Here is a 24,016-nt window from a genome sequence, read left to right as displayed (position 1 = left end):
CGCCCGGTGGCCGGTGGCGAAGCACGGCCCGGCCACGCTCACCGCGGCGGTGAGGCGGGGGACGACGTCGTCGCGGTGCTCGGCCAGGAACGCCGGCACGCCCCACACCTCCTCGGTCGCCAGCCGGCCCGTGGTGAGCAGGACCAGCACGCCCGCGGTCAGGTCCGCGCGCACCAGTTCCGCCACGGCCGCCAGCACGGAGTCGTTGTCCGCCAACGCGTCCGGACCGTCCGTGGCGGACTGGAGCGCGACCAGGTCGGGAGTGGCGCCGGGGACCAGGGCGACCAGGTTGCGGGTGGTGACCACGTCGATGTCGGCCTCCAGCACCACCGTCACCTCCTCGCCCTCGCGCAGCCCGTGGTCGGGGCCGACGAACACCGCAGGGATGCCGCGGTGGCGGCCGTCGCGCAGCAGGAACGTGTCCGGCTCGTCCACCACGAGCACCGCCCCGACCGCGCCCGCGGTCTCGAACCGCGCCAGCGCGTCCCGGATCTCCTCCTGCGCCAGCGACGGGTCGGGGACGGGGGCACCGTCCCAGTCGAGGACGTTCCGCTCGGTCGCGGGGATGCGCGCCAGGCCGACGACCCCGGCCCGCGCGCGGCTCGACAGTGGACCGGTCACGCCTTCCGGGCCGGTCCGCGCCGTGTACGCCACCGGGACCGCCGGGCCGAAGGGGCGCAGTTCGCAGCGGCGCGGGGTCCAGCGTCGCATCGGGATGGACTCCTCGCGCACCCGCGGGACTCCGGCAGCGACCAGGCGGCGGGCCAGGTCGTCCACGTGGGCCACGTGCTCCGGCGAACCGGTCGCGACGGTCATCGGCGGCACCCTCCGTTCGTGGTCGGTCACCCCCCGTCGTACTCGCTCCGCGCCCGGGGTGCGCGCGGAGATCGGGGGAACGCCCGTTGGTGCCCGCCGCCGCGACCCCACATAATCGTGAGCCGCCCCGGCGGCCGGTCCGGGTCATGCGGGAGGACCGCCTTGTCGTACCGCTCCTGGATGCGCTACTTCACGCCGTCGCCGGCGCACCGCCGGCTCGGCCTGGTGTGCCTGGGGGTCGGGATGCAGCGCGGCGTGCTGCCGGTGGTCGGGCCGCGCGTGCTGGACCACCACGTCGCCGTGGTCGTCGTGGAGGGCAAGGGTTGGTTCGCGGGCGCGGACGGGGTCCGGCACGACGTGGTCGGTCCGGTGCTGCTGTGGTTGTCGCCGGGCCGCGAGCACCACTACGGGCCCGCCGAGGACGGCGGCTGGGAGGAGCTGTTCGTCGACTTCGAGGGCCCGGCCGCGGAGGCGTACGTCGAACTCGGGTACGTGACCCCGGACGACCCGGTCGTGCCGCTCAACGACGTGGACCAGGTGCGGGTGATCGTCGGCCGGGTGGTGCGCGCCGCGCGCGGCGGCAGCCCGCTGGCGCAGGTCGAGGCCGCGGCGGCGGTGCACGACCTGCTGGTGGAGCTGCGCCGAGTGCGCAGCGACCGGACGCCGTCGGGCGACTCGCTGCTGGACCGGCTCGCCGCGGACGCGTTGCTGCCGGTCGGGGTCGCCCAAGTCGCCGCCCGGCACGGCATGACCGTGGGCGAGCTGCGCGCGGCCGTGCGGCGCAGCACCGGGTCGGGCCTGAAGGAGTACCTGCTGGCGGTGCGGCTCAACCGCGCCAAGGAGCTGCTGGCCACCACGGCCATGCCCGTGCACGGCATCGCCGCCGCGGTCGGCTACGACGACGCCGCCTACTTCAGCCGGCTGTTCACCCGGCGGGTCGGCGTCGCGCCGCTGCGGTTCCGCGAGCAGCGGTTCCGGGCCGTGCCCGGCGGGTGGAGCGACCGCGTCCCCGACCACGACAACCCGCCGCTGGTCTCCGGCGACCGGCCGGAGGAGCCCCGGTCCGACTGAGCGGCCCGGCTGGAATTGTCGCGCCGGCGGTTGGACTTTCGCGCGCGACCGGTGCGCGCCGGCCAGACCGCTGCGCACACTCCCGGACCGTGGACTGGAAGAAGAACGGCTGATGACGCCGCGCCGCGAAGCGCTGACCCTGCGCATGTCGGGGGTCGGCCCGACCAACCCGCTCCCGCCGCTGGCCGGCCTGCTCGACCCGCCCTACCGGCTGGACTTCTCCGACGTGCCGCCGCACATCGCCGCCGGCGCGGCGTACGGCGGGGTGCGGACGGTCTTCCCGTACCTGCTGCAGGACGGTTACGGGCGGGCGCCGCGGCCGTCCACCGTGGACGCGGTGGTGCTGGAGAACTCCCGTGTGCGCGCGACCTTCCTGCCCGGACTGGGCGGGCGGCTGTGGTCGCTGGTCGCGGACGGGCGGGAGCTGCTGTTCCAGCCGCGGGTGCTGCAACCGGCGAACCTGGGGCTGCGCGGGGCGTGGTTCGCGGGCGGGGTGGAGTGGAACATCGGCACCCGCGGGCACTGCCCGTTCACCTGCGACCCGCTGCACACGGCCGTCGTCACCCGGCCCGACGGGACGCGGGTGCTGCGGATGTGGGAGTACGAGCGGATGCGCGGCGTGGTCTTCCAGGTGGACGCCTGGCTGCCGCCGGACTCGCCGGTCCTGGTGGTCGGGGTGCGCATCCGCAACCCGAGGGCCGAGACCGTGCCGATGTACTGGTGGTCCAACGCGGCCGTGCCGCAGACGCCGGACACGGTGGTGCGCGCGCCGGCGGACACGGCGTTCCTGGCCTCCTACACCGGCCGTGTCGAGCGGGTGCCGGCGCGGGACCTGGCGCCGGGGCGGGAGGCCAAGGCCGTGGACTACTTCTACGAGGTGCCCGACGAGGTGGGGCAGCCGTGGGTGGAGGCGGTCGGCGGGCTGGTGCAGGCGTCCACGGGTCGGTTGCGGGGGCGGAAGTTGTTCTGCTGGGGCGAGACCGTGGGCGGGCGGCACTGGCAGGAGTGGCTGGGCGGCGGGGCGTACTGCGAGATCCAGGCCGGGTTGGCGACGACCCAGTACGAGCACCTGCCGTTGCCCGGGGGTGCGCAGTGGACGTGGGTGGAGTCCTACGGTCCCGTGCGGCCCGGTGACCTGGGTGGGGCGTTGGCGGCGTTCGAGGAGACCGCCGACCTGCCGGTGGGCGAGGTGCTGCTGTCGGGCAGCGGGTGGGGCGCGTTGGAGGACCGCGTGAGTCCCGGGATCTCCACGCCCGCGACCCCGTTCACCGCGACGGGTCCGGAGCAGGCGCCGTGGGTGGCGTTGCTGGACGCCGGGTTCCTGCCGGTCGGCGACCCCGTGTCGTACGTGGTGGGGGAGCACTGGCGCAAGCTGCTGGAGTCCTCCCCGCAGAACTGGGCGACCGCCTATCACCTGGGCGTGATGGCCCACGCCGAAGGCGATGTCGAGGCGGCTCGCGCGCACTACCTGGCGTCGTTGGCGCACCGGGACACGTCGTGGGCGTTGCGGGCGTTGGGTGTGCTGGACGGTTCGGCGGACCTGCTGGTGGCCGCGCACGCCGCCGACCCGTCGCGGTGGCAGTTGGCGGTGGAGGCGGTGTCGGCGTTGCTGTCGTCGGGGCGTGCGGCGCAGGCGCTGGCGTTCGTGGACGCGGTGCCGGAGTCGGTGCGGTCGCACGGCCGGATCAGGTTGGCCGAGGTGCGCGCGGCGCTGGCGGCGGGCTCGCGGGAGCGTGCGGCGGCGGTGCTGCGGGCGGGGTTCGACGTGGACGACCTGCGGGAGGGCGAGGTGAGCCTGGACGCGCTGTGGCGCCAGGCCTGCCCCGACGAAACCCTGCCCGCCCGCTACGACTTCCGCATGAAACCGGCGTGACGTCAGACCGTGCCGGTGCCGACCAGGGCGCGGGCCCGGAAGACGGGGATCGAGGCCATCAGCTCCCGGTAGCGGGCGCGGATCGCGGCGACCGTGGCCTCGTCCTTGTCGGCGAAGGCGGTCCGGGCGGCCGAGCCCATCAGGAAGTCCCACGCCGAGTCCGGGGTCAGCGGGGCGTCGTGGTCCACCGGGTGGACCGCCACGTCCCGCAGGCCCAGGCCGGTCAGCCAGCCGGCGAGCTTGTCCTCGGAGTCCACGCGCGCGGCGGCGTTGTGGGACTGCTTCGGCGGCAGCGTCACGCCGGTGACCTCGGTGATCGCCTGGAACAGCGAACCGACGACGTCCTGGACGCCGTTCTCCCGCCAAGTGGTGATGGTCACCGCACCGCCCGGGCGCACCAGCCCGATCAAGCGGCGCGTGTCGGCGTCCATGTCCGGCAGGAAGAACACGCCGAAGACGCACTGGAACCGGGCGTACGGGCCGCCGGTCCACTCGGTCGCGTCGGCGCGGTGGAAGCGCAGGTTCGGCAGGTCCGCCGCCCGTCCCCTGGCGTGCTCCAGCAGCGAAGTGGACAGGTCGATCGCGTCCACCGAACCGGTCTCGCCGACCCGGCGCGCGGCGGGGATCGCCGACGACCCGGTGCCGCAGCACACGTCCAGCACCTTCTCGCCCGGCTGGGGCGGCGCGAGCGCGACGGTCGCGGCCCCGATCGGGTCCCACAGCAGCGGGGTCCACGCGGCGAAGTGGTCGCCGCCCTGGTCGAACGCGTCGATGGTCTGGGAGGTGGCCTGCGAGTCGGTCATGGCTCCCATCATGATCCGAATTCGTGGACCAGGGTGCGGAAATGACCTAGAAGGGGGTTCGGATCGTCCTTGCGCCAGGCGGCCAGGACGTCCGTGGTCGCGTCGGAGGCGGTGTTGCGGAACGCCACGCCCTTGAGGCGGAGGCGGCGGATGCCCTCCGGGGCCAGCGAGACGCCCAGGCCCGCGCCGACCAGGGCGCAGACGGTCTGCCACTCGACGGCCCGTTGCGCCACCCGCGGGGTGAACCCGGCCGCCTGGCACACGTCGATGACGCGGTCGTGGAAGCGGGGGCCCGCCGAGCGGGGGAGCAGCACGAACGGTTCGTCGGCCATCGATCGCAGGGCGACCGCGCGGTGGGTGGCCAAGGGGTGGGTGGAGGGCAGCACGGCCACGAAACGCTCGGTGTGGACGAGCGCGGTGTGCAGGTCGGGATCGCGCGGGTCCTCGCGCAGCAACCCCACGTCCACGGTCCGGTCGTGCAGGGCGCTGACCTGGGCTGCGGTGGTCATCTCGTGCAGGTCCAGGCGCACGTCCGGGAACCGGTCGCGGTAGGCGCGCAGCAACCCCGGCAGGACGGTCAGCGCGAGGGACGCGGCGAACCCGATGCGCAGGCGACCCGCCAGCCCGCCCCCGACCGCGCGGGCGGCGGCCAGGCCGTCGGCGAGGTCGTCCAGGGCGCGGCGGGCCGCCGGGAGCAGCTCGCGACCCGCGGCGGTCAGGCCGATGTCCGGGCTTCGGGTGAACAGGGGGTGCCCGACCCGGTCCTCCAGGCGGCGAATCTGCTGGCTCAGCGGGGGTTGCGCGATGCCCAGGCGGGCGGCGGCGCGGCCGAAGTGCAGTTCCTCGGCCAGCACGACGAACGCGTGCAGCTGGGGGAGGGCCAGTTCCGGGCGGGTCATACGTTCAGGGATATCACGTCATGGTGTGTGGTGTATTGGACGTATCGGTGCTGCTCACCTAGCTTGTGCGGCATGACGGAACGACGCGCGATCCTCAGCGGTTCCACGTTCGAGGAGCAGATCGGCTACGCCCGCGCCGTGGTGGACGGGGACTGGGTGCACGTGTCCGGCACGACCGGGTTCGACTACGCCACGATGACGATCTCCGACGACGTGGTCGCGCAGGCCGAGCAGTGCCTGACCAACATCGGCCACGCCCTGGCCGAGGCGGGTTGCACGTTCGCCGACGTGGTGCGCGTGCGGTACATGCTGCCCGACCGCGCGGACTTCGAGCCGTGCTGGCCGGTGCTGCGCGCGGCGTTCGGCGAGGTCCGGCCCGCCGCGACCATGCTGGTGTGCGGCCTGGCCGACCCGCGCATGAAGATCGAGATCGAGGTCTACGCGCGCCGCTCGGCCAGGAACTGAGCCACGGTCCGCGCTTCGGGCAGCACCTCGCGGGTGCGGGCGGGGTCCACGTCGGTGGGGTTCGTGCGCAGCCACCGCCACATCGTGGTCGGGTCGGGTCCGACGAACCGGTGGAACAGCCACACCGGCATCGGGAAGCCCTTGGGCGCCTTGCCGAAGGTGCCGCGCCACTGCTCCCGGCACTCGTCGATGGTCCGCACGTCACCGGCCAGCGCGAGGTCCAGCCCGACGAACCGGTCGGGCTCGGCGAACGCCCGCGCGGCCACGGCCCCGAGGTCGTCCACGCACAGCCACGGGACCGGTCGGTCGGGGCCCATGAGCTTGGGCATGAGGTGCCAGGTGGAGACGGGTGGGTAGAAGTCCCTGTCGGTCATCAGTTCCATGAACGCCATCGGGCGCAGGACGGTCAGCGGCACGCCGAGGGAGTGGAGGTGCGCCTTGACGACGACCTTGGACTCCCACGAGCCGACGCCCGTGCCGGGCCGTCCGGTGCCGGCGGACCCGTAGACGAGGTGCCGCACACCCGCCTCCGCTGCCGCGTTGCCCACGGTGCGTCCTTGGTGGATCTCACCGTCGTGGCCGCTGATCATGGGGTTCTGGACGCTGAAGACGCCGTGCGCGCCGCGAAAGACGGGGCGGAGCGAGTCGTGGTCGGCCATGTCGCCCCGGACGACTTCCACACCCAGGTCGGCGAGCCGGCGGGCGGCGGGCGCGGCGGGGTCGCGGGTGAGGGCGCGGACCCGCCACCCGGCGGCGAGGAGATGCCGGGCCACCGCGCCCCCCTGCCTGCCTGTCGCTCCCGTGACCACCACCAGATCCATCGCGGACCTCCTTGCGGGGTGTATCGCGCGATCGGGGTATTGGTTACGCCGATCGGCGTAAGTAGGCGGCGTGACCTTCGGTGGGGAGCGGTGAGGGCGGGGTGCGGAGGCGCGGGATCCGTTTCCCCGCCCGCCACCCCCACCAAGCCTCCCCAGCAAAGCTCCAACTGCAACCCGCCTGCGGCGGCCGGCCCTGCCCGGCGGAGCCGGCCGCCCACCCCGAGCGCGCAGCGCTTGGGATGGGCGTGCGAAGCGCGCCGGCGCGCCCCGCGCGCGCCTGGCTTGTGCCTGGCGGTCAGGGCGGGGGTGGGTGGGGGGCCGGATCAGCCGCACCCTTCCCGCGCACCCGGTCCCCGCGCACCCGGTCCCCGCGCACCCGGTCCCCGCGCACCCGGACCCCGGGCACCGGACCCCGGGCACCGGACCCCGCGCACCGGACCCCGGGCACCCCGGCACCACGTCCCCGCCAACCCCACCTCACACTCAGCGGAAATCGTCGGCGTGGTCGGCCAGCCACGCGCGGAACGTGCGGGCCGGGGTGCCCGTCACGTCCTCGACCGTGGTCGTCGGTGGCGCCGGCTGTTCGGTGGAGCGCGCCAAGCCGGACACGAAAGCCTGCGCCACCTCCTCCGGCAGCCACCGCCGCGCCGCCTCGAACTCCTCCTCCGGCGACGTCTCGACCCAGCGCAGCGGCCGACCCAAGACCTCGCCGATCAGCGTCACCTGGTCCGCCCGCGTCACCAGCTCCGGACCCGTCAGCACGTACTTCGCCCCCTGGTGACCGTCCTCCAGCAGCGCCTTCACCGCGACCGCCGCGATGTCGTCCTCGTGGACCAGCGTCACCGCCGTCCGGCCGAAGCCGCCGCGCACCTCGTCGCCGGCCAGGATCGCGGGTCGCCACGCGAGGGTGTTGGTGGCGAAGCCGTGGGGGCGCAGGAACGTCCACTCGACACCGGTGTCCGCGATCGCCCGCTCCACGTCGGCGTGGAACCGGCCGATGACGTTCTCCTGCACCTCCAGCGAGTCGTCCACCGCGCCGCTCGACAGGAACACGATCCGGGGCGTGTGCGCGGCCAGCGCCTGGACCACCTCCCGCGCGCCGTTCGCCGTGAGCGCCGGCCACACCAGGAACGCCGCGTCGGTGCCCCGGGCCGCGCGGGCCACGGTGTCCGGGTCGAACTGGTCGCCTCGGACGGCCTCCACGCCGTCGGGCAGCGCCTCCGGTCGGCGGGACAGGCCTCGGACGGTCGTGGTCCCCACCAGCCGCGCGGTGATCGAGCCGCCGACGTTGCCGGTCGCACCGGTCACCAGAACCTTGTTGTGCCTCAACGCTTTCCTCCTCATCGGTCGGCGGTGACGCTAGGGCGGCGGCGCGGTGGCCGGGAAGGACTGACCTCGACGTAAGCTCAGGGTGTGGGGGTAGGCGGCGAGGGTGACGGCGGTGCGCCGGTGCGCGGTGGTGACGCGTTCCACAGCGAGGACTGCCCGGGGCGGGTGCTCTACCGGCACGTCGCGAGCCGGTGGGCGGGGTTGATCGTGCTCCAGCTGTGGCCGGGGCCGTTGCGGTTCCACCGGTTGCGTGACGCGTTGCCGGGGATCAGCGAGAAGGTGCTGGCGCAGAACCTGCGCGAACTGGTGCGCGACGGCCTGGTGGACCGCGAGGTCGAACCGACCCGGCCCCCGCAGGTCACCTATTCGCTCACCCCGCTGGGCGGGGACCTGGCCGCCCGGGTCCACGGCCTGCTCACGTGGGTCGGCGACCACGCGCCGGAGGTGCTGGCCGCCCGCGAGCGGCACGACCGGGCGTCCTAGCGGCGGCCGGTCAGGATGCGCACGTCCACCCGTTCGGTGAACGGCGCGTGCGGTTCCAGGACGTCGCGCAGGGCGGAGGTGAACGCCGCGCGGTCGGAGGGCAGCTTGTCCACCGGCAGCGCGGACAGCACGCCCCCGACGATGTGTTCCACGTCCAGGTCGTCCTCGTACTCGACCAGGTGATGGCGGACGGTGAAGTGCTCACCCAGGGCGTCAGCGTAGCGCCGCTGGGTGTGCTCGTCGGCCCCGCAGGTCAACGTCAGCCGCGTGCCCAGGTAGTGCTCCATGAACGCGCGCAACGCCCGCGACCAGCCGGTGTCCTGCAACCACAGGGGAGTGCCGTTGGTGAACACCGCCACCCCGCCACCGGGTCGCACCACCGGGTGAACCGCGCGGAACAGCCGTTCGTGGTCCATCCAGTGCAGCGCCTGGCCGATGGTCACCGCGCCGACCGTCCCGAGCAGCCGGCCCAGCGCCGGCACGTCGGTGTCCGCCCCGAGCACCCAGCTCACGTTCGACGCGTCGGCCGCCCGGCGCGCGGCGGCCAGCATGTCCGGTTCCGGGTCCACCCCGACCGCCGCCCGCACGCGCCGGGCGAACGGCACGGTCAGCTGCCCGGTGCCGCACCCCAGGTCCACCACGACGTCGGCCGCGCCGAGACCGAACTCGGCCACGACCGCGTCGATCGCCGCGTCGGGGTAGCCGCGCCGGTAGCGCTGGTAGAACTCGACCACGTCACCGCGAAAACCCAGGTCCACGCCCTCCAGCGTGGACCCGGGCCGGCGATTCCCCAAGGGTTCTACAGTGCGCCCTCGGCGAACTGCGCCGCGTAGAGCCGGTGGTACGCGCCCTCCGCGGCGATCAGCTCCTCGTGCGTGCCCTGCTCCACGATCCGCCCGGCCTCCATGACCAGGATCAGGTCGGCGTCGCGGATGGTGGACAGGCGGTGCGCGATGACGAAGCTGGTCCGCGACGACCGCAGCGCCGCCATCGCGTGCTGCACCAGCGACTCGGTGCGGGTGTCCACCGAGCTGGTCGCCTCGTCCAGGATCAGCAGCGCCGGGTCGGCCAGGAACGCCCGCGCGATGGTGATCAGCTGCTTCTCGCCCGCGCTGACGTTGCCGCCCTCCTCGTCGATGACGGTGTCGTACCCGTCGGGCAGGGTGCGCACGAACCGGTCCACGAACGCCGCCCGCGCCGCCTCGACCACCTGCTCGTCGGTCGCGCCGGGCCGGCCGTAGGCGATGTTGTCCCGGATCGTCCCGCCGAACAGCCAGGTGTCCTGCAGGACCATGCCGGTCCGGGAGCGCAGGTCTTCCCGGCGCATCGCGGTCACGTCCACGCCGTCGAGCGTGATCCGCCCGCCGTCCAGCTCGTAGAACCGCATGACCAGGTTGACCAGGGTGGTCTTGCCCGCGCCGGTCGGTCCGACGATGGCCACGGTCTGGCCGGGTTCGGCGACCAGCGACAGGTCCCGGATCAGCGGCTGGTCGGGGGTGTAGGAGAAGGCCACGTCGTGGAACTCCACCCGGCCGCGCCGGTCCGCGGGCTGGACCGCGTCCTTCGGGTCGGGGGTCTGCTCCTCGGCGTCGAGCAGTTCGAAAACCCGCTCCGCGGACGCCACCCCGGACTGCATGAGGTTGGCCATCGACGCCACCTGGGTCAGCGGCTGGGTGAACTGGCGGGAGTACTGGATGAACGCCTGCACCTCGCCCAGCGTCATCGCGCCGGAGGTGATGCGCAGCCCGCCGACCACGGCGATCGCCACGTAGCTGAGGTTGGACAGGAACATCATCGACGGCATGATCAGGCCGGACACGAACTGCGCGCCGGTGGAGGACTCCACCAGCTCGTCGTTGCGCCGCCGGAACTCCGCCTCGGACTCCTGCTGCCGCCCGAAGACCTTCACCAACTGGTGGCCGGTGAACGCCTCCTCGATGTGGGCGTTGAGCGCGCCGGTCTGCCGCCACTGCGCGATGAACAGCTTCTGCGACCGCTTGCGGATGCGCCCGGTGAGCACGACCGACGCGGGCACGACGGCCAGCGCGATCAACGCCAGCAACGGCGAGATCGTCACCATCATGACCAGCACGCCGATCACGGTCAGCCCGGACACCAACAGCTGGCTGAGCGTCTGCTGCAACGTGGTGGCCACGTTGTCGATGTCGTTGGTGACCCGGGACAGCAACTCGCCGCGCGGCTGGGCGTCGAAGTAGCGCAGCGGCAGCCGGTGCAGCTTCTCCTCGACCTCCTCGCGCAGCCGGAACACGAACCGCTGCACCACGTCGTTGAGGATGCGGCCCTGCACCCAGGCGAACGCCGAGGACGCCAGGTACAGCGCGGACACCCAGGCCAGCACCTCGCCCAGGGCGGCGAAGTCGATGCCGGGGCCGCCGCGGGCCTGCCCGAGGACGCCGTTGAACACGATGTCCGTGGCGTGGCCGAGGATCTTCGGCCCGGCCACGCTCAACCCGACGCTGATGACGGCCAGCACGAGCACGGCGACCAGGACGTCGCGCTCGCCGCGCATCCGCCGGGCCAGCCGCCGCGCGGACGGCCCGAAGTTCTGCGCCTTCCCGACGGGCATGCCCATGCCGGGGAACGGGCCGCCGCCCACGCGGGCGGGCGGCCTGGTGGTGGTGGGGGCACTCATGCGACCTGCTCCACGGTGAGCTGGGACTGGACGATCTCGACGTAGGTGGGGCAGGTGTCGAGCAGTTCGGCGTGGGTGCCGACGCCGACCACGGAGCCGTTGTCCAGCACCACGATCCGGTCGGCATCGAGGATGGTGGACACCCGTTGGGCGACCACGATCACGGCGGACTCGGTGGTGTGCGGCCGGAGCGCGGCGCGCAGGCGGGCGTCGGTGGCCACGTCGAGGGCGGAGAAGGCGTCGTCGAACAGGTACACCTCCGGCTTGCGCACCAGCGCCCGCGCGATGGACAGCCGTTGCCGCTGGCCGCCGGAGACGTTGGTGCCGCCCTGCGTGACCGCCGCGTCCAACCCGCCCATGGCCTCGACGAAGTCGCGGGCCTGCGCGACCTCCAGCGCCGCCCACAGCTCGTCCTCGGTGGCGGCGGGGTTGCCGTAGCGCAGGTTGCTCGCCACGGTGCCGGTGAACAGGTAGGGCTTCTGCGGGACCAGGCCGAGCTTGGCGCGCAGCGCGTCCGGGTCGGCCTCGCGGACGTCCACGCCGTCGACCAGCACCGCGCCGGCGGTGACGTCGATCAGCCTCGGGACCAGGTTGAGCAGGGTGGTCTTGCCCGCGCCCGTGCTGCCGACGACCGCGGTCGTCCTGCCCTTCTCGGCCCGGAAGCTCACCCCGCGCAGCACGGGATCGGCCGCGCCGGGGTAGCGGAACTCGACGTCCCGGAACTCGACCTCGGCGTGGGCGGGCAGCTCGGTGACGGGTGTGACCGGCGGCGTCACGGACGGGTCGGCGTCCAGGACTTCGTTGATCCGCTCGGCGCACACGGCGGCGCGCGGGACCATCATCGAGATGAAGGTCGCCATGGTCACCGACATGAGGATCTGCATCAGGTAGCTCAGGAACGCGGTGAGCGCGCCGATCTTCATCTCACCGGTGTCCAGGCGCAGCGCGCCGAACCACAGCACGGCGACGCTGGAGCCGTTGAACAGCAGCATCACCACGGGGAAGGTCATCGCCTGCAACCGGCCCACCCGCAGGGCGGTCTCGGTCAGCGCGGAGTTGGCGTCGGCGAACCGCGCGGTCTCGGCGCGTTCCCGCACGAACGCCCGCACCACGCGGATGCCGGACAGCTGCTCGCGCAGCACGCGGTTGACGTCGTCGATGCGCTCCTGCATCCCCCGGAACAGCGGCACCATCCGACTGACGATCAAGCCGACCGCGATGACCATGGCGGGCACGAACGCGACCAGCAGCCAGGACAGGCCCACGTCCTCCTGCAGGGCCATCACGATGCCCGCCGCGCACATGATCGGCGCGGTGACCAGCATCGTGCACACCATGACCACGAGCAGTTGGACCTGTTGCACGTCGTTGGTGTTGCGGGTGATCAGCGAGGACGGCCCGAACGCGGCGACCTCGCGCGCGGACAGCTCGCCGACCCGGTGGAACACCGCCGAGCGCACGTCGCGGCCGAACCCCATGGCCGTGCGGGCGCTGTAGTAGACCGCGCCGACCGAGCACACGATCTGGATGGCGGTGACCAGCAGCATCCAGCCGCCGGTGGTCAGGATGTAGTCGGTGTCGCCGGTGGCGATGCCGAAGTCGATGATGTCGGCGTTCAGGCTGGGCAGGTACAGCGAGGCGACGGTGCCGACGAGCTGGAGCGCCAACACGGCGGCCAGCTCTCGCCTATACGGCCGCAGGTAGATGCGGAGCAGGCGGGTGAGCAAATTTCCCCCATAAGAAACCGATCGTGTCTAATGAGAGGCACGGTAGACCGGTTGGATAAGAAACGCAACGTATCTTAGGGGTAGGGTGACGGACTCGACGGGCACCGCGCACCCCCGCGCGGCCGATCCCAAGACGCGACGCCGGGGCGCGGAGCTGGAAGCGGCCATCCTCGACGCCGCCTGGGCCGAGCTGCGCGAGCACGGCTACGGGCGGTTCACGATGGAGGGCGTCGCCGCCCGCGCCGGCACCAGCAAACCCGTGCTGTACCGGCGGTGGTCGAGCCGGGCGGAGCTGGCGCTGGCCGCGTGGGACAGCCGCGTGCCGGTCGAGAACGAGGTGCCCGACACCGGCTCGTTGCGTGATGACCTGCTCGCCCTGTTCGAGCGGATCGCGCGGCGGGCCGACGCCATGGTCAACGGCATGATCGCGGGCGTCATGGCCGACGCGTTCCGCCACCCGGAGATGGCCGAGCTGCTGCGCGAGAGGCTCGCCCGCCCGACGGCGTTGACCGCCGCGGTGGCCCTGATCGTGCAGCGGGCCGTGTCGCGCGGCGAACTGCCGCCGGTCAGGCTGTCCCACCGGGCCGCCCGCACGCCGTTGGACCTGGTGCGCAACGAGTTCATCGCCTGCGGCGGGTCGGTGGACCACGAGGTGCTCGCCGAGATGGTGGACGAGGTGTACCTGCCGCTGCTGCGCGGCCTGGACCGGGACTGAGCCGCCTTTTCCGGTACCACTTACATCGTGACTTGATTCAAGTCGGTGCAGTAACGTTCGCTCGGCTGCCGCCCGAGTGGAGGGAACTGTGTCGATGAGGACACGTGCGCTGATCAGCGCCTTGGTCACGGCGGCGGCGAGCCTGGTCGTGATGGCGCCGGACGCGACCGCGGCGGCCCTGCCCAACGGCTTCCGCAGCGTCGGGTACCTGCCGTCGTGGTCGGGCAACGTCAACAACGTCCAGTACAGCAAGCTCACCCACATCAACTACGCGTTCGCCCTGCCCAACGCCAACGGCACGCTCCAGGCGATCCCGGACCCGGGCAAGCTGTCCGCCCTGGTCAACCTCGGGCACGCGGCCGGGGTGCGGGTGTCGTTGGCGGTCGGCGGGTGGAACAACGGCGACGACTCGGCCTTCGAGGCGTTGGCCGCCAACGCGTCCAGCCGCACGACGTTCGTCAACAGCGTCGTGGAAGTGGTCAACCAGTACGGCTTGGACGGCGTGGACATCGACTGGGAGTACCCCGATCCCGGTGTCTCGGCGGCGAACTTCACGGCCCTGGTGCAACAACTGGCCGGTGCCATGCACAGCCGGGGCAAGCTGTTGACCGCCGCGGTCGTGTCCGGCGGCGGCACCGCCCAGGGCGTGCAACCGGCGGTGTTCGGCCAGGTGGACTGGCTCAACATCATGGCCTACGACGGCGGCAGCCCGCACGCCAATTACGACTGGTCGATCGCGTCGGCCAACGAGTGGAAGGCACGCGGGCTGCCGGCGTCCAAGACGGTGCTGGGCGTGCCGTTCTACAGCCGTCCCGGGTACTACACGTACGCGCAACTGGTGGCGATGGACCCGGCCAACGCCAACCGCGACTGCTACACCGTCGGTGGGGCGCAGCAGTGCTACAACGGGATCCCGACGATCAAGCGCAAGACGGCGTGGGCGATGGCGAACGCCGGCGGCATCATGAACTGGGAGCTGTCCCAGGACACGACCGGCAGCACGTCCCTGGTGTCGGCCATCTACGAGGTCGCCGTTGGCGGAGGCTCGGGCGGTGGTCCGATCACCGGTATCGGCGGCAAGTGCGTGGACGTGGCCGGCGCGTCGTCGGCCAACGGCACCGCGGTGCAGCTGTGGACGTGCAACGGCACCGACGCCCAGCGCTGGACCGTGAGCGGCGGGACGTTGCGCGCGTTGGGAAAGTGCATGGACGTCACAGGGGCGGGGACGGCCAACGGCACTCAGGTCCAACTGTGGGACTGCAACGGCACCGGCGCCCAGATCTGGCAGCCGCAGTCCAACGGCACCCTGCGCAACCCGAACTCGGGCCGGTGCCTGGACGCGACCGGCCCCAGCTCGGCGGACGGCACGCGCCTGCAGATCTGGGACTGCTTCGGCGGCACGAACCAGGTCTGGCGCCTGCCGGCGTGATCCTCGCGGGTGGCCCGCCGCTCCGGTGGCGGGCCACCCGCGAGTCAAAGCGGTACCACGTAAGAGATGAACCCTCGGTTCTCGGCGACCTGGTCGTACAGGCGGCGGGCGGTGTCGTTGGATTCGTGCGTGTGCCAGTAGACGCGGGAGCACTCGCGTTCCCGTGCCCACTCCACCACCCCGTCGATCAGCGCCCGCCCGACGCCCAGGCCGCGGGCGTCCGGCGCGGTGAACAGGTCCTGCAGGTAGCAGACGTCCGGGGCGGTGGTGCTGGCGTGGACCAGGAAGTGGGCGATGCCCACGAGTCGGTCGTCGTGGCGTGCGCCGAGGGCGTGCATGCGCACGTCGCGCTGGAACTCCCGCCACGCGCGGTCGAGCAGGAGGTCGGGCAGGGTCCGGCCGTAGAAAGCGTTGTAGCCGACGAACAGTTCCTCCCAGGCCGCGCGGTCGGCCGGCAGGAGTGGCCCCAGGGTGATCATGCGCGACACCCTACGGGGCTAGGCTGCGAACCCGGACCCAGTGCGGAGGAACGATGACCCAGTCGGCGAGGCAACTGCTGGACAGGATCAGGGACGAGGTCGCGGACGACCACGGCGAGAACCGCTTCGTCCCGCTGGTCGAGGCGGGCACGGCCCCGTTGACCTCGATCGGCGCGCTGGCCGCCGAGGAACTGTGGATCGTGCCGGGCGACTGGCGCAGCTTCCTGACCCTGGCGGCCAAGGCGGACACCCCGGCCGGTCGCGGCTTCTTCACCACCCTGGCCCAAGGCGAAGCCCTGGTCCTGCCCCTCCTGGAGCCGCTGACGGCGAAGGCGGGCGTCAACCCGAAGACCTACCGCCACCAACCGGGCTGCCAGGCCTACGCCTCCTACGTGGCGTGGCTGGCGCTCAACACCGACCCGGCCGTGGCGGCGGTGGCGATGCTGACCAACTTCGCCGCCTGGGGCCAGTACTGCGGCCGGATCTCCGCCGGCCTCCAGACCCACTACGGGTTCACCCCGGACGACACGGCGTTCTTCGACTTCTTCGCCACCCCGGTGCCGGAACTGGAACAACAGGGCTTGGACGCGGCGCAGGCAGGCCTGGACGCCGGCGTCTCCTTCGACACGGCAGTCGAACACGTCCGCCTGCTCCAAGGCTACGAACTGATGTTCTGGAACACCCTGGCCGACCTCGCCTAGGAACCGCCCGGACGCGGAACCCGGCGGTCTACTGGTCACCGGGGCGGAGGAGGTCTGCCGAAAGCCGGTAGCGATGGGGGCGAGTCGTCACGTCCTTCTCGACCAAGCCTTGTCCGGTCAACGCTTGGAGGGCCAGGTGGACGTTCGGCTCGTCGTATCCCATGCGCCGGCTCAGGTCTCCCGTGCCGGCGCCATCCGGATGTGCCTGTTCGAGCAGGCCGATGATCTCCGCCTGACGCGGACCCAGGAGCGGGTGCACGACACGAGCCCGGTCGACGGCACCGGGCTCCCTGCTTCCTCCGGTCGTGGCCTGGCGCGGACTCGGGGCGTCGGCGTGTTGCCTGAGAACGGAGCTGGCTGCGGCCAGTGCGTCGGCCAACGCGTTGAGCAGCACGGAGGCGGACACGTTCGCGTCACCGGATTTGTCTGACATGCGAGTCGAACTCTCTCTCCGAGTGCTGTCCAACGCGGTCGCGCTGGACGCTTGCGGGAACCCGAAGGCGGCCGCGGTGGACGGTCGGTAGCGGGGTCTCACCAGAGCCGGCTGGCGCTCGTCCCGTCCGGTTTCAGGCCGTGGCGCACCAGGTTCGCCGCTTCGGTCGCCCCCGAGCGGCTCGTGGCGGTGGCCAGCCACACCAGTTCGTTCCTGGACGCGACGTCGCCGCGAAGGGCGCGGCCGCTCAACTCGGCCACCCGCCCCTGGCGCGCGAGGATCTCGGCCAGCCTGCGGGACGCGGTGACGTCGCCCTTGTCGGCCAGTTCGGCGAGACCCCGCGGATCTCCGCGCTCCGCCAACAGGTTGAGCAGGCGCCAACGCCCGTAGTCGTAGCCGCTGTCGGCGAGTTCGCGGAGCTGTTCGATCATCTCGTGGCTCGCCAGGTAGTTGGCCAGCCGGTACTGGGTGCTGGGCGGGTCGTAGCGCAGATCGGAGCCGTCCGCCGAAGCGCGTGCCGCGGGCCGGGGCCTCAGGTCGGTGCGGTAGCGCGCCGACCGGACGTCTCCGGCGTCGCTGAGCGGTTGCAGCACCGCCTCCGCGGCGTCGGTGTAGTCGTACTTCCACAGCAGGAGCGCCTGGTGGCGTTGGTCCGGCACCGGTCCGCGGGTGGCCAACGACCTCGCCCGGTCCGGTTCGCCGCGCTTGGCCAGGAGGTCGACCAGCTGGGATTGGGCGTGGCGCGCGCACAGGTCGCCGAGCAGGCAGTTCGTGTCGTCGTGGTGGAAGGCTTCGAGCGCTCCGACCCGGTCGTGCCTCGCCATGATCGCCACCATCAGCAGGTGGGCGGCCTCGTCACCGGGGGTCAGCACGTCGATCGCCTCGTCGATCCGGTCCTGGCGTTCGAGCAGCTGCGCCAGCTTCAAGCGCACCAGGCCTTCACCCGTGCGCTCGAACATCTGCGCCAGCTCGTCCGCGCGTCCCAGGTCCACGTAGACGTCGGCCAACTTGGCGATCGCGTAGCTGTCGCCGCGGTCGGTGAGGATCTTCAGGTCGTCGATCGCGCGGTGTTCGACAAGCAGGTCGATCAGCCGCTGGTGGGCGGCGAAATCGGCACGGCTCAACATGGCCAGCGTGTGCACTTCCTCCTCGAACCGGTGCTGTGCGTGCAGCAAGTCGGCCAGGCACCGCTTCGCCTGCCGGTAACCCTCCTTGATGGACGACCTCAGGAACGCTTCGGCGTAGGTGTAGACGAGGCGTTCGTACGCGCTCAACCCGATCGCGGCCCGGTCGGCGGGGGACCGGGTGTGGTCCAGGAGGCTCTTCCACAACACCGGCGGGATCTTCCGGTAGCGGCGCGAACGGCGGCCGTGCTGCTCAAGGTAGTCGTGGACGTCGTAGCTGTCGGCCGCGCCCGGCTGGTTGTCGCTGAGCCGGGCGGGCAGCAGCAGGGAGATCCCGTGGGTCCGGTCGCGGGTGGCCCGCCGCAGCCCCTGCTCGAACCAGTCCGGTGCGGCGCCCACGCGGTCCTCTTCGGCCAGGTAGGCACTCGCCGCGGCGGCCAGGAGCCCGTGCGGGAAGGGGTCGCGGTGGCCGAGTTGGCGCGCGTCCAGCGCGACGGACACGACGGCGGTCGCGTACCGGTCCACGATGGTGTCGGGCGTCTCGAACCGGCGCACCAGCGAAGGTCCGCCGACCAGGGTCTGGATGACCGCACCTTGTGGCGCCGCGGTGCGGGCGGCCTCGCGCAGCCGCGGGTCGGTCGAGGGCGCGGTCAGCAGCGCGCCGACCGAGTCGGCGCTGAACCGCTCGGCGACCGTGATCCGCACGGCGCCGCCGAGCAACGACCGCACGCACGGGTGGGGGTCGTTCAGCGACACCGGTTCGGAGCTGAGCGCCGCCCAGAACTCCGGCCAGAGGGTGGCCACCGCGAGGATCGGCCGCACCGCGCTCTCACTGGTGATCCGCGCGTGCAGCTCGGCGGCCACCGTCTGCCCGTGGGGACCGGAGAAGTAGTGGTGCAGTTCGTTGAGCCACAGGATGTTGTACGGCTCGATCGTGTCACTCTGCATGAGCTGGTACAGGTCGTCGCCCGTGCGCGGGTGGATCACGCCCCACTGCCGGAGCGCTTCGTGCCGCGAGATCGCCTCGTACAGGGCGCGCGTCTTGCCGGTCGAGGACCCTCCGACCAGGACGATCAACTTGCTCCTGGTCAGGTCGCGCAGTTCGGCGTCGAGCAGGTCGTCGTGCGGCCGGCGCAGGTAGCCCGGGAGCAACGGCAAGGACTCCGCGTCGTCGGCGGGCGGCAGCGCCTGGTGGACCTGGAGGGTGTAGGGGTGCCAGTCGGCGACGGGGCGGCGGTGCAGCCGCGGGCCGGACGCCGCGGGGGAGTGGAAGTGGACGTCGCGGACCGACTGCGCCTGGACGACCGGCCCCGCGTCGCCCCAGACGCCGTTCGACGTCTCGCCCGGTCCTCCACCAGTCATGACAGCTGCCCGTCCTATTAGGCCTCACGGAGGCGGTCGAGTCTTCACCATGGGCACCCACTCTGTGGAGACTTTCGCGCGTCGTTTACTCGGATGGGCTACCGCGAATCTCACCGTGGTGTCGGAGGCGCATGACGGAGAGCGAGAACCCGCAATTTTGCGAGTGTTTATTCCACTGTCAAACGGGTGCTGACCTGCGTGATTACCGGCGTACCGCTGGATGGGTGAACTCTGTGACGAAGCCGGACTCGCGCATTGGAGGAAAAACGGCGCTAGCCGACGCGGCCCAGGTCGGGCGTGTCGATTCGGCCCTCCGCGTGGAGGTTCAGGAACAGGTCCACCACGTCCGGGTCGAACAGCGTCCCGCGGCCCGAGCGCAGCAGGTCTCGCGCCTCCTCCGCCGAGCGCGCCGGGCGGTGGGGGCGGTCGGCCAGCAGGGCCGCCCACACGTCGCACACCGCCACCACCCGCGCCTCCCACCGGATCGCCGTACCCGACAACCCCTGCGGGTACCCGGAACCGTCGTAACGCTCGTGGTGCTGCCTGATCGTCTGGGCCACCGCGAACAAGCCCGGCACGGTGTCCGTCAGCCGGAACCCGTGTTCGGCGTGTTGGCGCACCACCGACCACTCCCCGGCGTCCAGGGCCGCGGGCTTGAGCAGCACCGCGTCCGGCACGACGATCTTGCCCACGTCGCGCAGCCGCCCGGCCAAGCCGGCCACCCGGATGCCGTGCTCGTCGTGCCCCAGCTCGGTCGCCAGCAGCCGCGCCCACCGGCCCACCGCGCGGCTGTCGTGCCGGGACCCCAGCCTCAGGTCCACCTGGTCGGCCATGCGGCACAGGTGGTCCACCGACGGCTGGTCGACCTCCTCCGCGCACACCACGGCCCGGTCCCGCCCGGCCACCTTCGCCGCGTACAGCGACCGGTCCGCCGCCGCGATCACCGCCGCCGGGTCGCCGCCGTGCTGCGGGTAGCACGCCGCGCCGACCGACACCGTCACGTCCAGCAGCACCGCGTCCGACGCCGCGATCGGGCTGCCCGCCACGCTCTCCCGCAGCCGCCGCGCGATCGACGCCAGCTCCGCCGGCCGCACGCCGGGCGCCAGCAGGGCGAACTCCTCACCGCCGTACCGCGCCACCACGTCACCGGCCCGCGCCGCCCGCCGCAACCGGTCCGCCACCTCCACCAGCACGCGGTCGCCCGCCGGGTGGCCGTGGCCGTCGTTGATGGACTTGAACCGGTCCACGTCGGCGATGAACACCCCGACCGACCCGCCGCCGCGCCGCGCCCGCTCCACCTCGATCGGCAGTTGCGCCACGAAGAACCGCCGGGTGTGCAGGCCGGTCAGCGCGTCGGTGATGGCCAGCCGCCGCTGGTCGGCGACCATGGCCGCGAGCCGGGCGATCACCAGCACGAACAGCATCGCGCACGCCGCCGCGATCACCGGGATGTCGTGGAACCCGCCGGTCGCGTGTTGCAGCACCAGCATCGCCGGCGCGATCAGCGCCGCCCCGCACAGCGCCGCGATCCGGCCCCACCCCAGCACGTTGTCCCGCGCGGCGGTCGGCTCGGCCAGGCGCGCCATCGTCGGGTGCAGCGCCGCCGCGCCCAGGGCCAGGTTGCCGCCCAGCCAGATCGCGTCGAGGAAGTTGCCCGCCTGGTAGGTCCCGTTGAGCTGTTGCAGCACGTAGAGCGTGTCGGCGGTGAGGATCGCCAGCAGGTTCGCCGACAGCAGCGCGAACGACCCCGTCCGCCGCCCGGTGCCCAGGAACAGCCGCAGCGCCACCACGAACATCGCCAGGTCCATCACCGGGTAGCCCACCGACGCCAGCGCCACCGGCAGCGGCTGGTCCAGCCGCGCCCGCGGACCGATCAGGTACAGCCACGACAGCATCGCCGCGACGACCGCGAGCACCGAGGCGTCCAGCAGGCCGGGCAGGTCGCGACCGGGGCTGCGCCGCCGGATCAGCAGCACCAGCGCCACCACGATCAACGGGTAGTGCCCCAGGTAGAACACGTCCGCCGCGGACGGGAAACCGGTCAGCCCCAACAGGTAGTGGTTGACGTAGAAGGTGCAGTCGGCCAGCGAGTACACCACCTGGCTCAACCCCAGCAGCAGCCACGGCACCCGCGCGCCCGCCCGGTTGCGCACCGCCGCCCACAGCACCACGACCGCCGCCGACGTGCTGGTCAGGCAGTACACGACGACCCGCGCGGCGACGCCGAACCCCTGCCGGGGGATCAGGTAGTACGCCACGATCGCGACCAGCCCGACCGCGAGGTAGCCGAGCCAGGCCCGGCCCGGTGCCGGGCGTGGGCCGTGCGCACTCATTATGTGAACTCCGCGGTGTCGCCTGCGTGGGGGTGGGCCTCCGGTCTGCGGCAGCGGCGTCCACCGGATCCCGATCATGCCGCACCCGCACTCCGGCGGGAAACCCGGACCGGTGCTCCATTGGTGTTAAAAGGATTCAGCCGAGCGGGCCTCACTTTCGCGCACCGGGCGCAGCACCACCCGCCCGACGACCTCGACCAGCAGCCCCGCCACCACCCCGATCACCGCGCCGACCAGGAGGCGCTGCGGCGTCACGGCGAGCAGGAAGATCCCGGTGCCCAACGCCGGCACGGCCAGGATCAGCGCCGCGACCCCGGCCAGCCCGGCGAGCAGGGCGAGCTTCCACCGGTTGAGCGGACGCGCGAGCAACGACAACGTCCACAGCGACGCGATCAGCACGACCACCGTCGCCACCGTCTGCCCCGCGCCCCGCCCGCCGGTCGGCTCCAGACCGCGGATCGTCAGATCGCCGGCGTAGGCCGCGAGCCCGATGACCGCACCGGTCGGCACCGCGAACCGCAGCACCCGCCGCAGGAACCCCGGCACGTAACGGCGGCGGTTGGGCGCCAGCGCCAGCACGAAGCCCGGGATGCCGATGGTGGTGGCCGAGATCAGCGTCAACTGGATCGGCGCGAGCGGGTAGGCCAACGCCGTCGCCACCACGACCAGCGCCAGCACCAGCGAGTAGACGTTCTTGACCAGGAACAGGTTCGCGGCCCGCTCGATGTTGGCGATCACCCGCCGGCCCTCGGCGACCACGTCGGGCAGGTGCGCGAACCGGCTGTCCAGCAGCACCAGCTGGGCCACCGCCCGGGTCGCCGCCGCGCCGTTGCCCATCGCGACCCCGATGTCGGCGTCCTTCAACGCCATCGCGTCGTTCACGCCGTCGCCGGTCATGGCCACGACGTGGCCTTTGCGTTGCAGCGCACCGACGATGGCCCGTTTCTGGTGGGGCGTGACCCGGCCGAAGACCACCTTGTGCTCCAACACGTCCGCGAGCGCGTCCGGGTCCTCGGGCAGGGTGCGGGCGTCCACGGCGTCGGTCGCGTGCCCGATCCCCGGCACGCCGACGGACACCGCCACCGCGCCCACGGTGCGCGGGTTGTCGCCGGAGATCACCTTCAGCGCCACGCCCTGCTCGGCGAAGTACCGCAGCGTGTCGGCGGCGTCGTCGCGGATGCGTTCGGCCAGCACGACCAGCGCGCGCGGCGTGAGGTCGGCGGGCAGCGTGGTGTCGGTGTGGTGGGCCGGTGTCGAGGCGAGCACCAGCACCCGCTTGCCCCCGCCCGCGATGTCCGCCGCCTTGCGCAGCAGGGGATCGTCGGCGTTGTCGGGGAAGACCATCTCGGGTGCGCCGAGGACCCAGGTGCCGTGGCCGTCCGCGCACACCGCGGACCACTTGCGCGCGGAGGAGAACGGGACCCCGCCGGTGCGCCGCCAGGCCGGGTCGGTGAACTCGTCGGCCAGCGCGGCGGAGGTGGCGTTGGCGTCGGGCGCGGACGCGCACAGCGCCAGGGCCTCGCGCACGTCGTGCTCGTCCTCGGTGACCAGGTGGTCGAACACGATGTCGCCGTGGGTCAGGGTGCCGGTCTTGTCCAGGCACACGGTGTCCACGCGGGCCAGCACCTCGACCGCCGGGAGTTCCTGCACCAGCGTCCGCCGGCGGGCCAGCGACACGGCCGCGAGCATGAACGCGAGGCTGGTCAGCAGGACCAGGCCCTCGGGCACCATCCCGACCAGGCCCGCGACCGCGCCGGTCACCGCCTCCTGCCAGGTGTCGGTGTCCGGCGTCTCGAACTGGCTCCACAGCAGCAGCGGGCCGACCACGAGCATCAGCAGCGAGATCCACTTGAGCAGCTTGTTCGTGCCCTGGACCAGCTCCGAGCGCACGACGGTGAACCGGCGTGCCTCGGCGGCCAGGCGGGTGGCGTAGGCGTCCGCGCCGACGCCCGTGGCCACGAACCGCCCGCTGCCGGCGACCACGATCGAGCCGGAGCGGACCTCGTCGCCGGTGTCCTTGGCGACCGGGTCGGACTCGCCGGTGAGCAGGGACTCGTCGATCTCCAGGCCGTCGGAGGCGGTCAGCGTGCCGTCCGCGACGACCTGGTCCCCGGTGCGCAGTTCGATCAGGTCGTCGGCGACCACCTCGGCGACCTCGACCTCGGAGACCTGTCCTTCGCGCACGACGCGGGCGTGCGGGGCGTTGAGGACGGCGAGGCGGTCGAGGGTGCGCTTGGCGCGCAGCTCCTGGACCACGCCGATGGCCGTGTTGGCGACGATGACCAGGCCGAACAGGCCGTTCTGCCAGTGGCCGGTGAGCAGGACGAGCACGAAGAGCGTGGCCAGCAGGCCGTTGAACGGGGTGATGACGTTCGCGCGGACGATCTGCGCGGTGCTGCGACTGGTCCGCGCGCCCACGGCGTTCGTGCGGCCCGCGGCCACCCGTTCGGCGACCTGCGCGCGGGTCAGGCCGCCCGCGGTGACGAGCGTGTCGGACATC

At 72.5% G+C, this 24,016-nt stretch carries 20 protein-coding genes; 7 read left to right on the top strand and 13 right to left on the bottom strand.

Annotated elements, in window-relative coordinates:
• A partial coding sequence (locus tag AB0A74_RS15570) for a hypothetical protein (RefSeq protein WP_358249834.1) occupies nucleotides 1-816 on the bottom strand: 816 nt, incomplete at its 3' end.
• Between the two features lie 162 nt (nucleotides 817-978).
• Here AB0A74_RS15570 and AB0A74_RS15565 point away from each other — a divergent pair.
• Together AB0A74_RS15565 and AB0A74_RS15560 are read left to right on the top strand one after the other, a co-directional pair.
• A complete protein-coding gene (locus AB0A74_RS15565; protein ID WP_358249832.1) occupies nucleotides 979-1,887 on the top strand; it encodes an AraC family transcriptional regulator in 909 nt (302 codons plus the stop codon).
• 112 nt (nucleotides 1,888-1,999) lie between these two features.
• Nucleotides 2,000-3,760, top strand: coding sequence for a DUF5107 domain-containing protein (locus AB0A74_RS15560; protein ID WP_358249830.1), 1,761 nt, complete (start codon nucleotides 2,000-2,002; stop codon nucleotides 3,758-3,760).
• Between the two features lie 2 nt (nucleotides 3,761-3,762).
• On the opposite strand, the gene AB0A74_RS15555 is transcribed toward AB0A74_RS15560, so the two are convergent.
• Together AB0A74_RS15555 and AB0A74_RS15550 are read right to left on the bottom strand one after the other, a co-directional pair.
• Nucleotides 3,763-4,563: a methyltransferase domain-containing protein gene (locus AB0A74_RS15555; RefSeq protein ID WP_358249828.1), complete on the bottom strand. Its 801-nt coding sequence runs from the start codon at nucleotides 4,561-4,563 to the stop codon at nucleotides 3,763-3,765.
• An 8-nt stretch (nucleotides 4,564-4,571) separates the two neighbouring features.
• Complete coding sequence (locus tag AB0A74_RS15550) at nucleotides 4,572-5,462, bottom strand: LysR family transcriptional regulator (RefSeq protein ID WP_358249826.1); 891 nt, start codon at nucleotides 5,460-5,462, stop codon at nucleotides 4,572-4,574.
• Between the two features lie 72 nt (nucleotides 5,463-5,534).
• Here AB0A74_RS15550 and AB0A74_RS15545 point away from each other — a divergent pair, with 72 nt between their 5' ends.
• Complete coding sequence (locus AB0A74_RS15545; protein ID WP_358249824.1) at nucleotides 5,535-5,927, top strand: RidA family protein; 393 nt, start codon at nucleotides 5,535-5,537, stop codon at nucleotides 5,925-5,927.
• Here the strand turns inward: AB0A74_RS15545 and AB0A74_RS15540 are convergent.
• Nucleotides 5,900-6,748: an NmrA/HSCARG family protein gene (locus AB0A74_RS15540; protein ID WP_358249822.1), complete on the bottom strand. Its 849-nt coding sequence runs from the start codon at nucleotides 6,746-6,748 to the stop codon at nucleotides 5,900-5,902. The genes AB0A74_RS15545 and AB0A74_RS15540 overlap by 28 nt on opposite strands.
• 483 nt (nucleotides 6,749-7,231) lie before the next feature.
• Nucleotides 7,232-8,056 (bottom strand): NAD(P)H-binding protein, encoded by an 825-nt coding sequence (locus tag AB0A74_RS15535; protein ID WP_358249820.1) that lies wholly within the window; start codon nucleotides 8,054-8,056, stop codon nucleotides 7,232-7,234.
• Between the two features lie 105 nt (nucleotides 8,057-8,161).
• On the opposite strand from AB0A74_RS15535, the gene AB0A74_RS15530 reads away from it, so the two are divergent.
• Nucleotides 8,162-8,560, top strand: a complete 399-nt coding sequence (locus AB0A74_RS15530) for a helix-turn-helix domain-containing protein (RefSeq protein WP_358249818.1) — start codon at nucleotides 8,162-8,164, stop codon at nucleotides 8,558-8,560.
• Here the strand turns inward: AB0A74_RS15530 and AB0A74_RS15525 are convergent.
• From AB0A74_RS15525 to AB0A74_RS15515, 3 genes are read right to left on the bottom strand one after another with little or no spacing between them, the layout of a single operon-like run.
• The gene (locus tag AB0A74_RS15525; protein ID WP_358249816.1) at nucleotides 8,557-9,354 is read right to left on the bottom strand and encodes a class I SAM-dependent methyltransferase; all 798 of its coding nucleotides are present in this window, start codon (nucleotides 9,352-9,354) and stop codon (nucleotides 8,557-8,559) included. The genes AB0A74_RS15530 and AB0A74_RS15525 overlap by 4 nt on opposite strands.
• A 5-nt stretch (nucleotides 9,355-9,359) precedes the next feature.
• Nucleotides 9,360-11,213 (bottom strand): ABC transporter ATP-binding protein, encoded by a 1,854-nt coding sequence (locus tag AB0A74_RS15520; RefSeq protein WP_358249814.1) that lies wholly within the window; start codon nucleotides 11,211-11,213, stop codon nucleotides 9,360-9,362.
• Nucleotides 11,210-12,940: an ABC transporter ATP-binding protein gene (locus AB0A74_RS15515; protein WP_358249812.1), complete on the bottom strand. Its 1,731-nt coding sequence runs from the start codon at nucleotides 12,938-12,940 to the stop codon at nucleotides 11,210-11,212. Before AB0A74_RS15515 ends, AB0A74_RS15520 begins: the two co-directional genes overlap by 4 nt.
• An 85-nt stretch (nucleotides 12,941-13,025) precedes the next feature.
• On the opposite strand from AB0A74_RS15515, the gene AB0A74_RS15510 reads away from it, so the two are divergent.
• Together AB0A74_RS15510 and AB0A74_RS15505 are read left to right on the top strand one after the other, a co-directional pair.
• Complete coding sequence (locus AB0A74_RS15510; RefSeq protein WP_358249810.1) at nucleotides 13,026-13,655, top strand: TetR/AcrR family transcriptional regulator; 630 nt, start codon at nucleotides 13,026-13,028, stop codon at nucleotides 13,653-13,655.
• A gap of 94 nt (nucleotides 13,656-13,749) precedes the next feature.
• The gene (locus tag AB0A74_RS15505; protein WP_358249808.1) at nucleotides 13,750-15,084 is read left to right on the top strand and encodes a glycosyl hydrolase family 18 protein; all 1,335 of its coding nucleotides are present in this window, start codon (nucleotides 13,750-13,752) and stop codon (nucleotides 15,082-15,084) included.
• A 44-nt stretch (nucleotides 15,085-15,128) separates the two neighbouring features.
• Here AB0A74_RS15505 and AB0A74_RS15500 read toward each other — a convergent pair whose 3' ends face one another.
• Nucleotides 15,129-15,563, bottom strand: coding sequence for a GNAT family N-acetyltransferase (locus tag AB0A74_RS15500; protein ID WP_343933586.1), 435 nt, complete (start codon nucleotides 15,561-15,563; stop codon nucleotides 15,129-15,131).
• 53 nt (nucleotides 15,564-15,616) lie between these two features.
• Here AB0A74_RS15500 and AB0A74_RS15495 point away from each other — a divergent pair, with 53 nt between their 5' ends.
• Entirely contained in the window at nucleotides 15,617-16,264 is a 648-nt protein-coding gene (locus AB0A74_RS15495) for a transcriptional regulator (protein WP_358249806.1), read from the top strand.
• 28 nt (nucleotides 16,265-16,292) lie between these two features.
• Here the strand turns inward: AB0A74_RS15495 and AB0A74_RS15490 are convergent, their stop codons facing one another.
• From AB0A74_RS15490 to AB0A74_RS15475, 4 genes are all read right to left on the bottom strand, one after another.
• The gene (locus tag AB0A74_RS15490; RefSeq protein ID WP_358249805.1) at nucleotides 16,293-16,697 is read right to left on the bottom strand and encodes a helix-turn-helix domain-containing protein; all 405 of its coding nucleotides are present in this window, start codon (nucleotides 16,695-16,697) and stop codon (nucleotides 16,293-16,295) included.
• Nucleotides 16,698-16,795: 98 nt separating this feature from the next.
• On the bottom strand, nucleotides 16,796-19,183 hold the full coding sequence (locus tag AB0A74_RS15485; RefSeq protein WP_358249803.1) for a hypothetical protein: 2,388 nt from the start codon (nucleotides 19,181-19,183) through the stop codon (nucleotides 16,796-16,798).
• A gap of 272 nt (nucleotides 19,184-19,455) precedes the next feature.
• Nucleotides 19,456-21,516, bottom strand: a complete 2,061-nt coding sequence (locus tag AB0A74_RS15480; RefSeq protein ID WP_358249801.1) for a diguanylate cyclase — start codon at nucleotides 21,514-21,516, stop codon at nucleotides 19,456-19,458.
• Nucleotides 21,517-21,642: 126 nt separating this feature from the next.
• Nucleotides 21,643-24,015, bottom strand: coding sequence for an HAD-IC family P-type ATPase (locus tag AB0A74_RS15475; RefSeq protein WP_358249799.1), 2,373 nt, complete (start codon nucleotides 24,013-24,015; stop codon nucleotides 21,643-21,645).
• Between the last annotated feature and the right edge of the window lies 1 nt (nucleotide 24,016).

The sequence above is a fragment of the Saccharothrix sp. NPDC042600 genome, from assembly GCF_040647305.1.
Classification (GTDB): Bacteria; Actinomycetota; Actinomycetes; order Mycobacteriales; family Pseudonocardiaceae; genus Actinosynnema; species Actinosynnema mutabilis.
This window is presented reverse-complemented; position numbering and strand designations above follow the sequence as displayed.

What these genes read in the sequence shown, in the direction of transcription:
- AB0A74_RS15560 (WP_358249830.1), top strand. Translation starts at nt 2,000, where the DNA reads ATGACGCCGCGCCGCGAAGCGCTGACCCTGCGCATGTCGGGGGTCGGC.
- AB0A74_RS15495 (WP_358249806.1), top strand. Translation starts at nt 15,617, where the DNA reads ATGACCCAGTCGGCGAGGCAACTGCTGGACAGGATCAGGGACGAGGTC.
- AB0A74_RS15555 (WP_358249828.1), bottom strand. Translation starts at nt 4,563, where the DNA reads ATGACCGACTCGCAGGCCACCTCCCAGACCATCGACGCGTTCGACCAG.
- AB0A74_RS15540 (WP_358249822.1), bottom strand. Translation starts at nt 6,748, where the DNA reads ATGGATCTGGTGGTGGTCACGGGAGCGACAGGCAGGCAGGGGGGCGCG.
- AB0A74_RS15550 (WP_358249826.1), bottom strand. Translation starts at nt 5,462, where the DNA reads ATGACCCGCCCGGAACTGGCCCTCCCCCAGCTGCACGCGTTCGTCGTG.
- AB0A74_RS15520 (WP_358249814.1), bottom strand. Translation starts at nt 11,213, where the DNA reads ATGAGTGCCCCCACCACCACCAGGCCGCCCGCCCGCGTGGGCGGCGGC.
- AB0A74_RS15545 (WP_358249824.1), top strand. Translation starts at nt 5,535, where the DNA reads ATGACGGAACGACGCGCGATCCTCAGCGGTTCCACGTTCGAGGAGCAG.
- AB0A74_RS15475 (WP_358249799.1), bottom strand. Translation starts at nt 24,015, where the DNA reads ATGTCCGACACGCTCGTCACCGCGGGCGGCCTGACCCGCGCGCAGGTC.
- AB0A74_RS15505 (WP_358249808.1), top strand. Translation starts at nt 13,750, where the DNA reads ATGAGGACACGTGCGCTGATCAGCGCCTTGGTCACGGCGGCGGCGAGC.
- AB0A74_RS15500 (WP_343933586.1), bottom strand. Translation starts at nt 15,563, where the DNA reads ATGATCACCCTGGGGCCACTCCTGCCGGCCGACCGCGCGGCCTGGGAG.
- AB0A74_RS15480 (WP_358249801.1), bottom strand. Translation starts at nt 21,516, where the DNA reads ATGAGTGCGCACGGCCCACGCCCGGCACCGGGCCGGGCCTGGCTCGGC.
- AB0A74_RS15485 (WP_358249803.1), bottom strand. Translation starts at nt 19,183, where the DNA reads ATGACTGGTGGAGGACCGGGCGAGACGTCGAACGGCGTCTGGGGCGAC.
- AB0A74_RS15490 (WP_358249805.1), bottom strand. Translation starts at nt 16,697, where the DNA reads ATGTCAGACAAATCCGGTGACGCGAACGTGTCCGCCTCCGTGCTGCTC.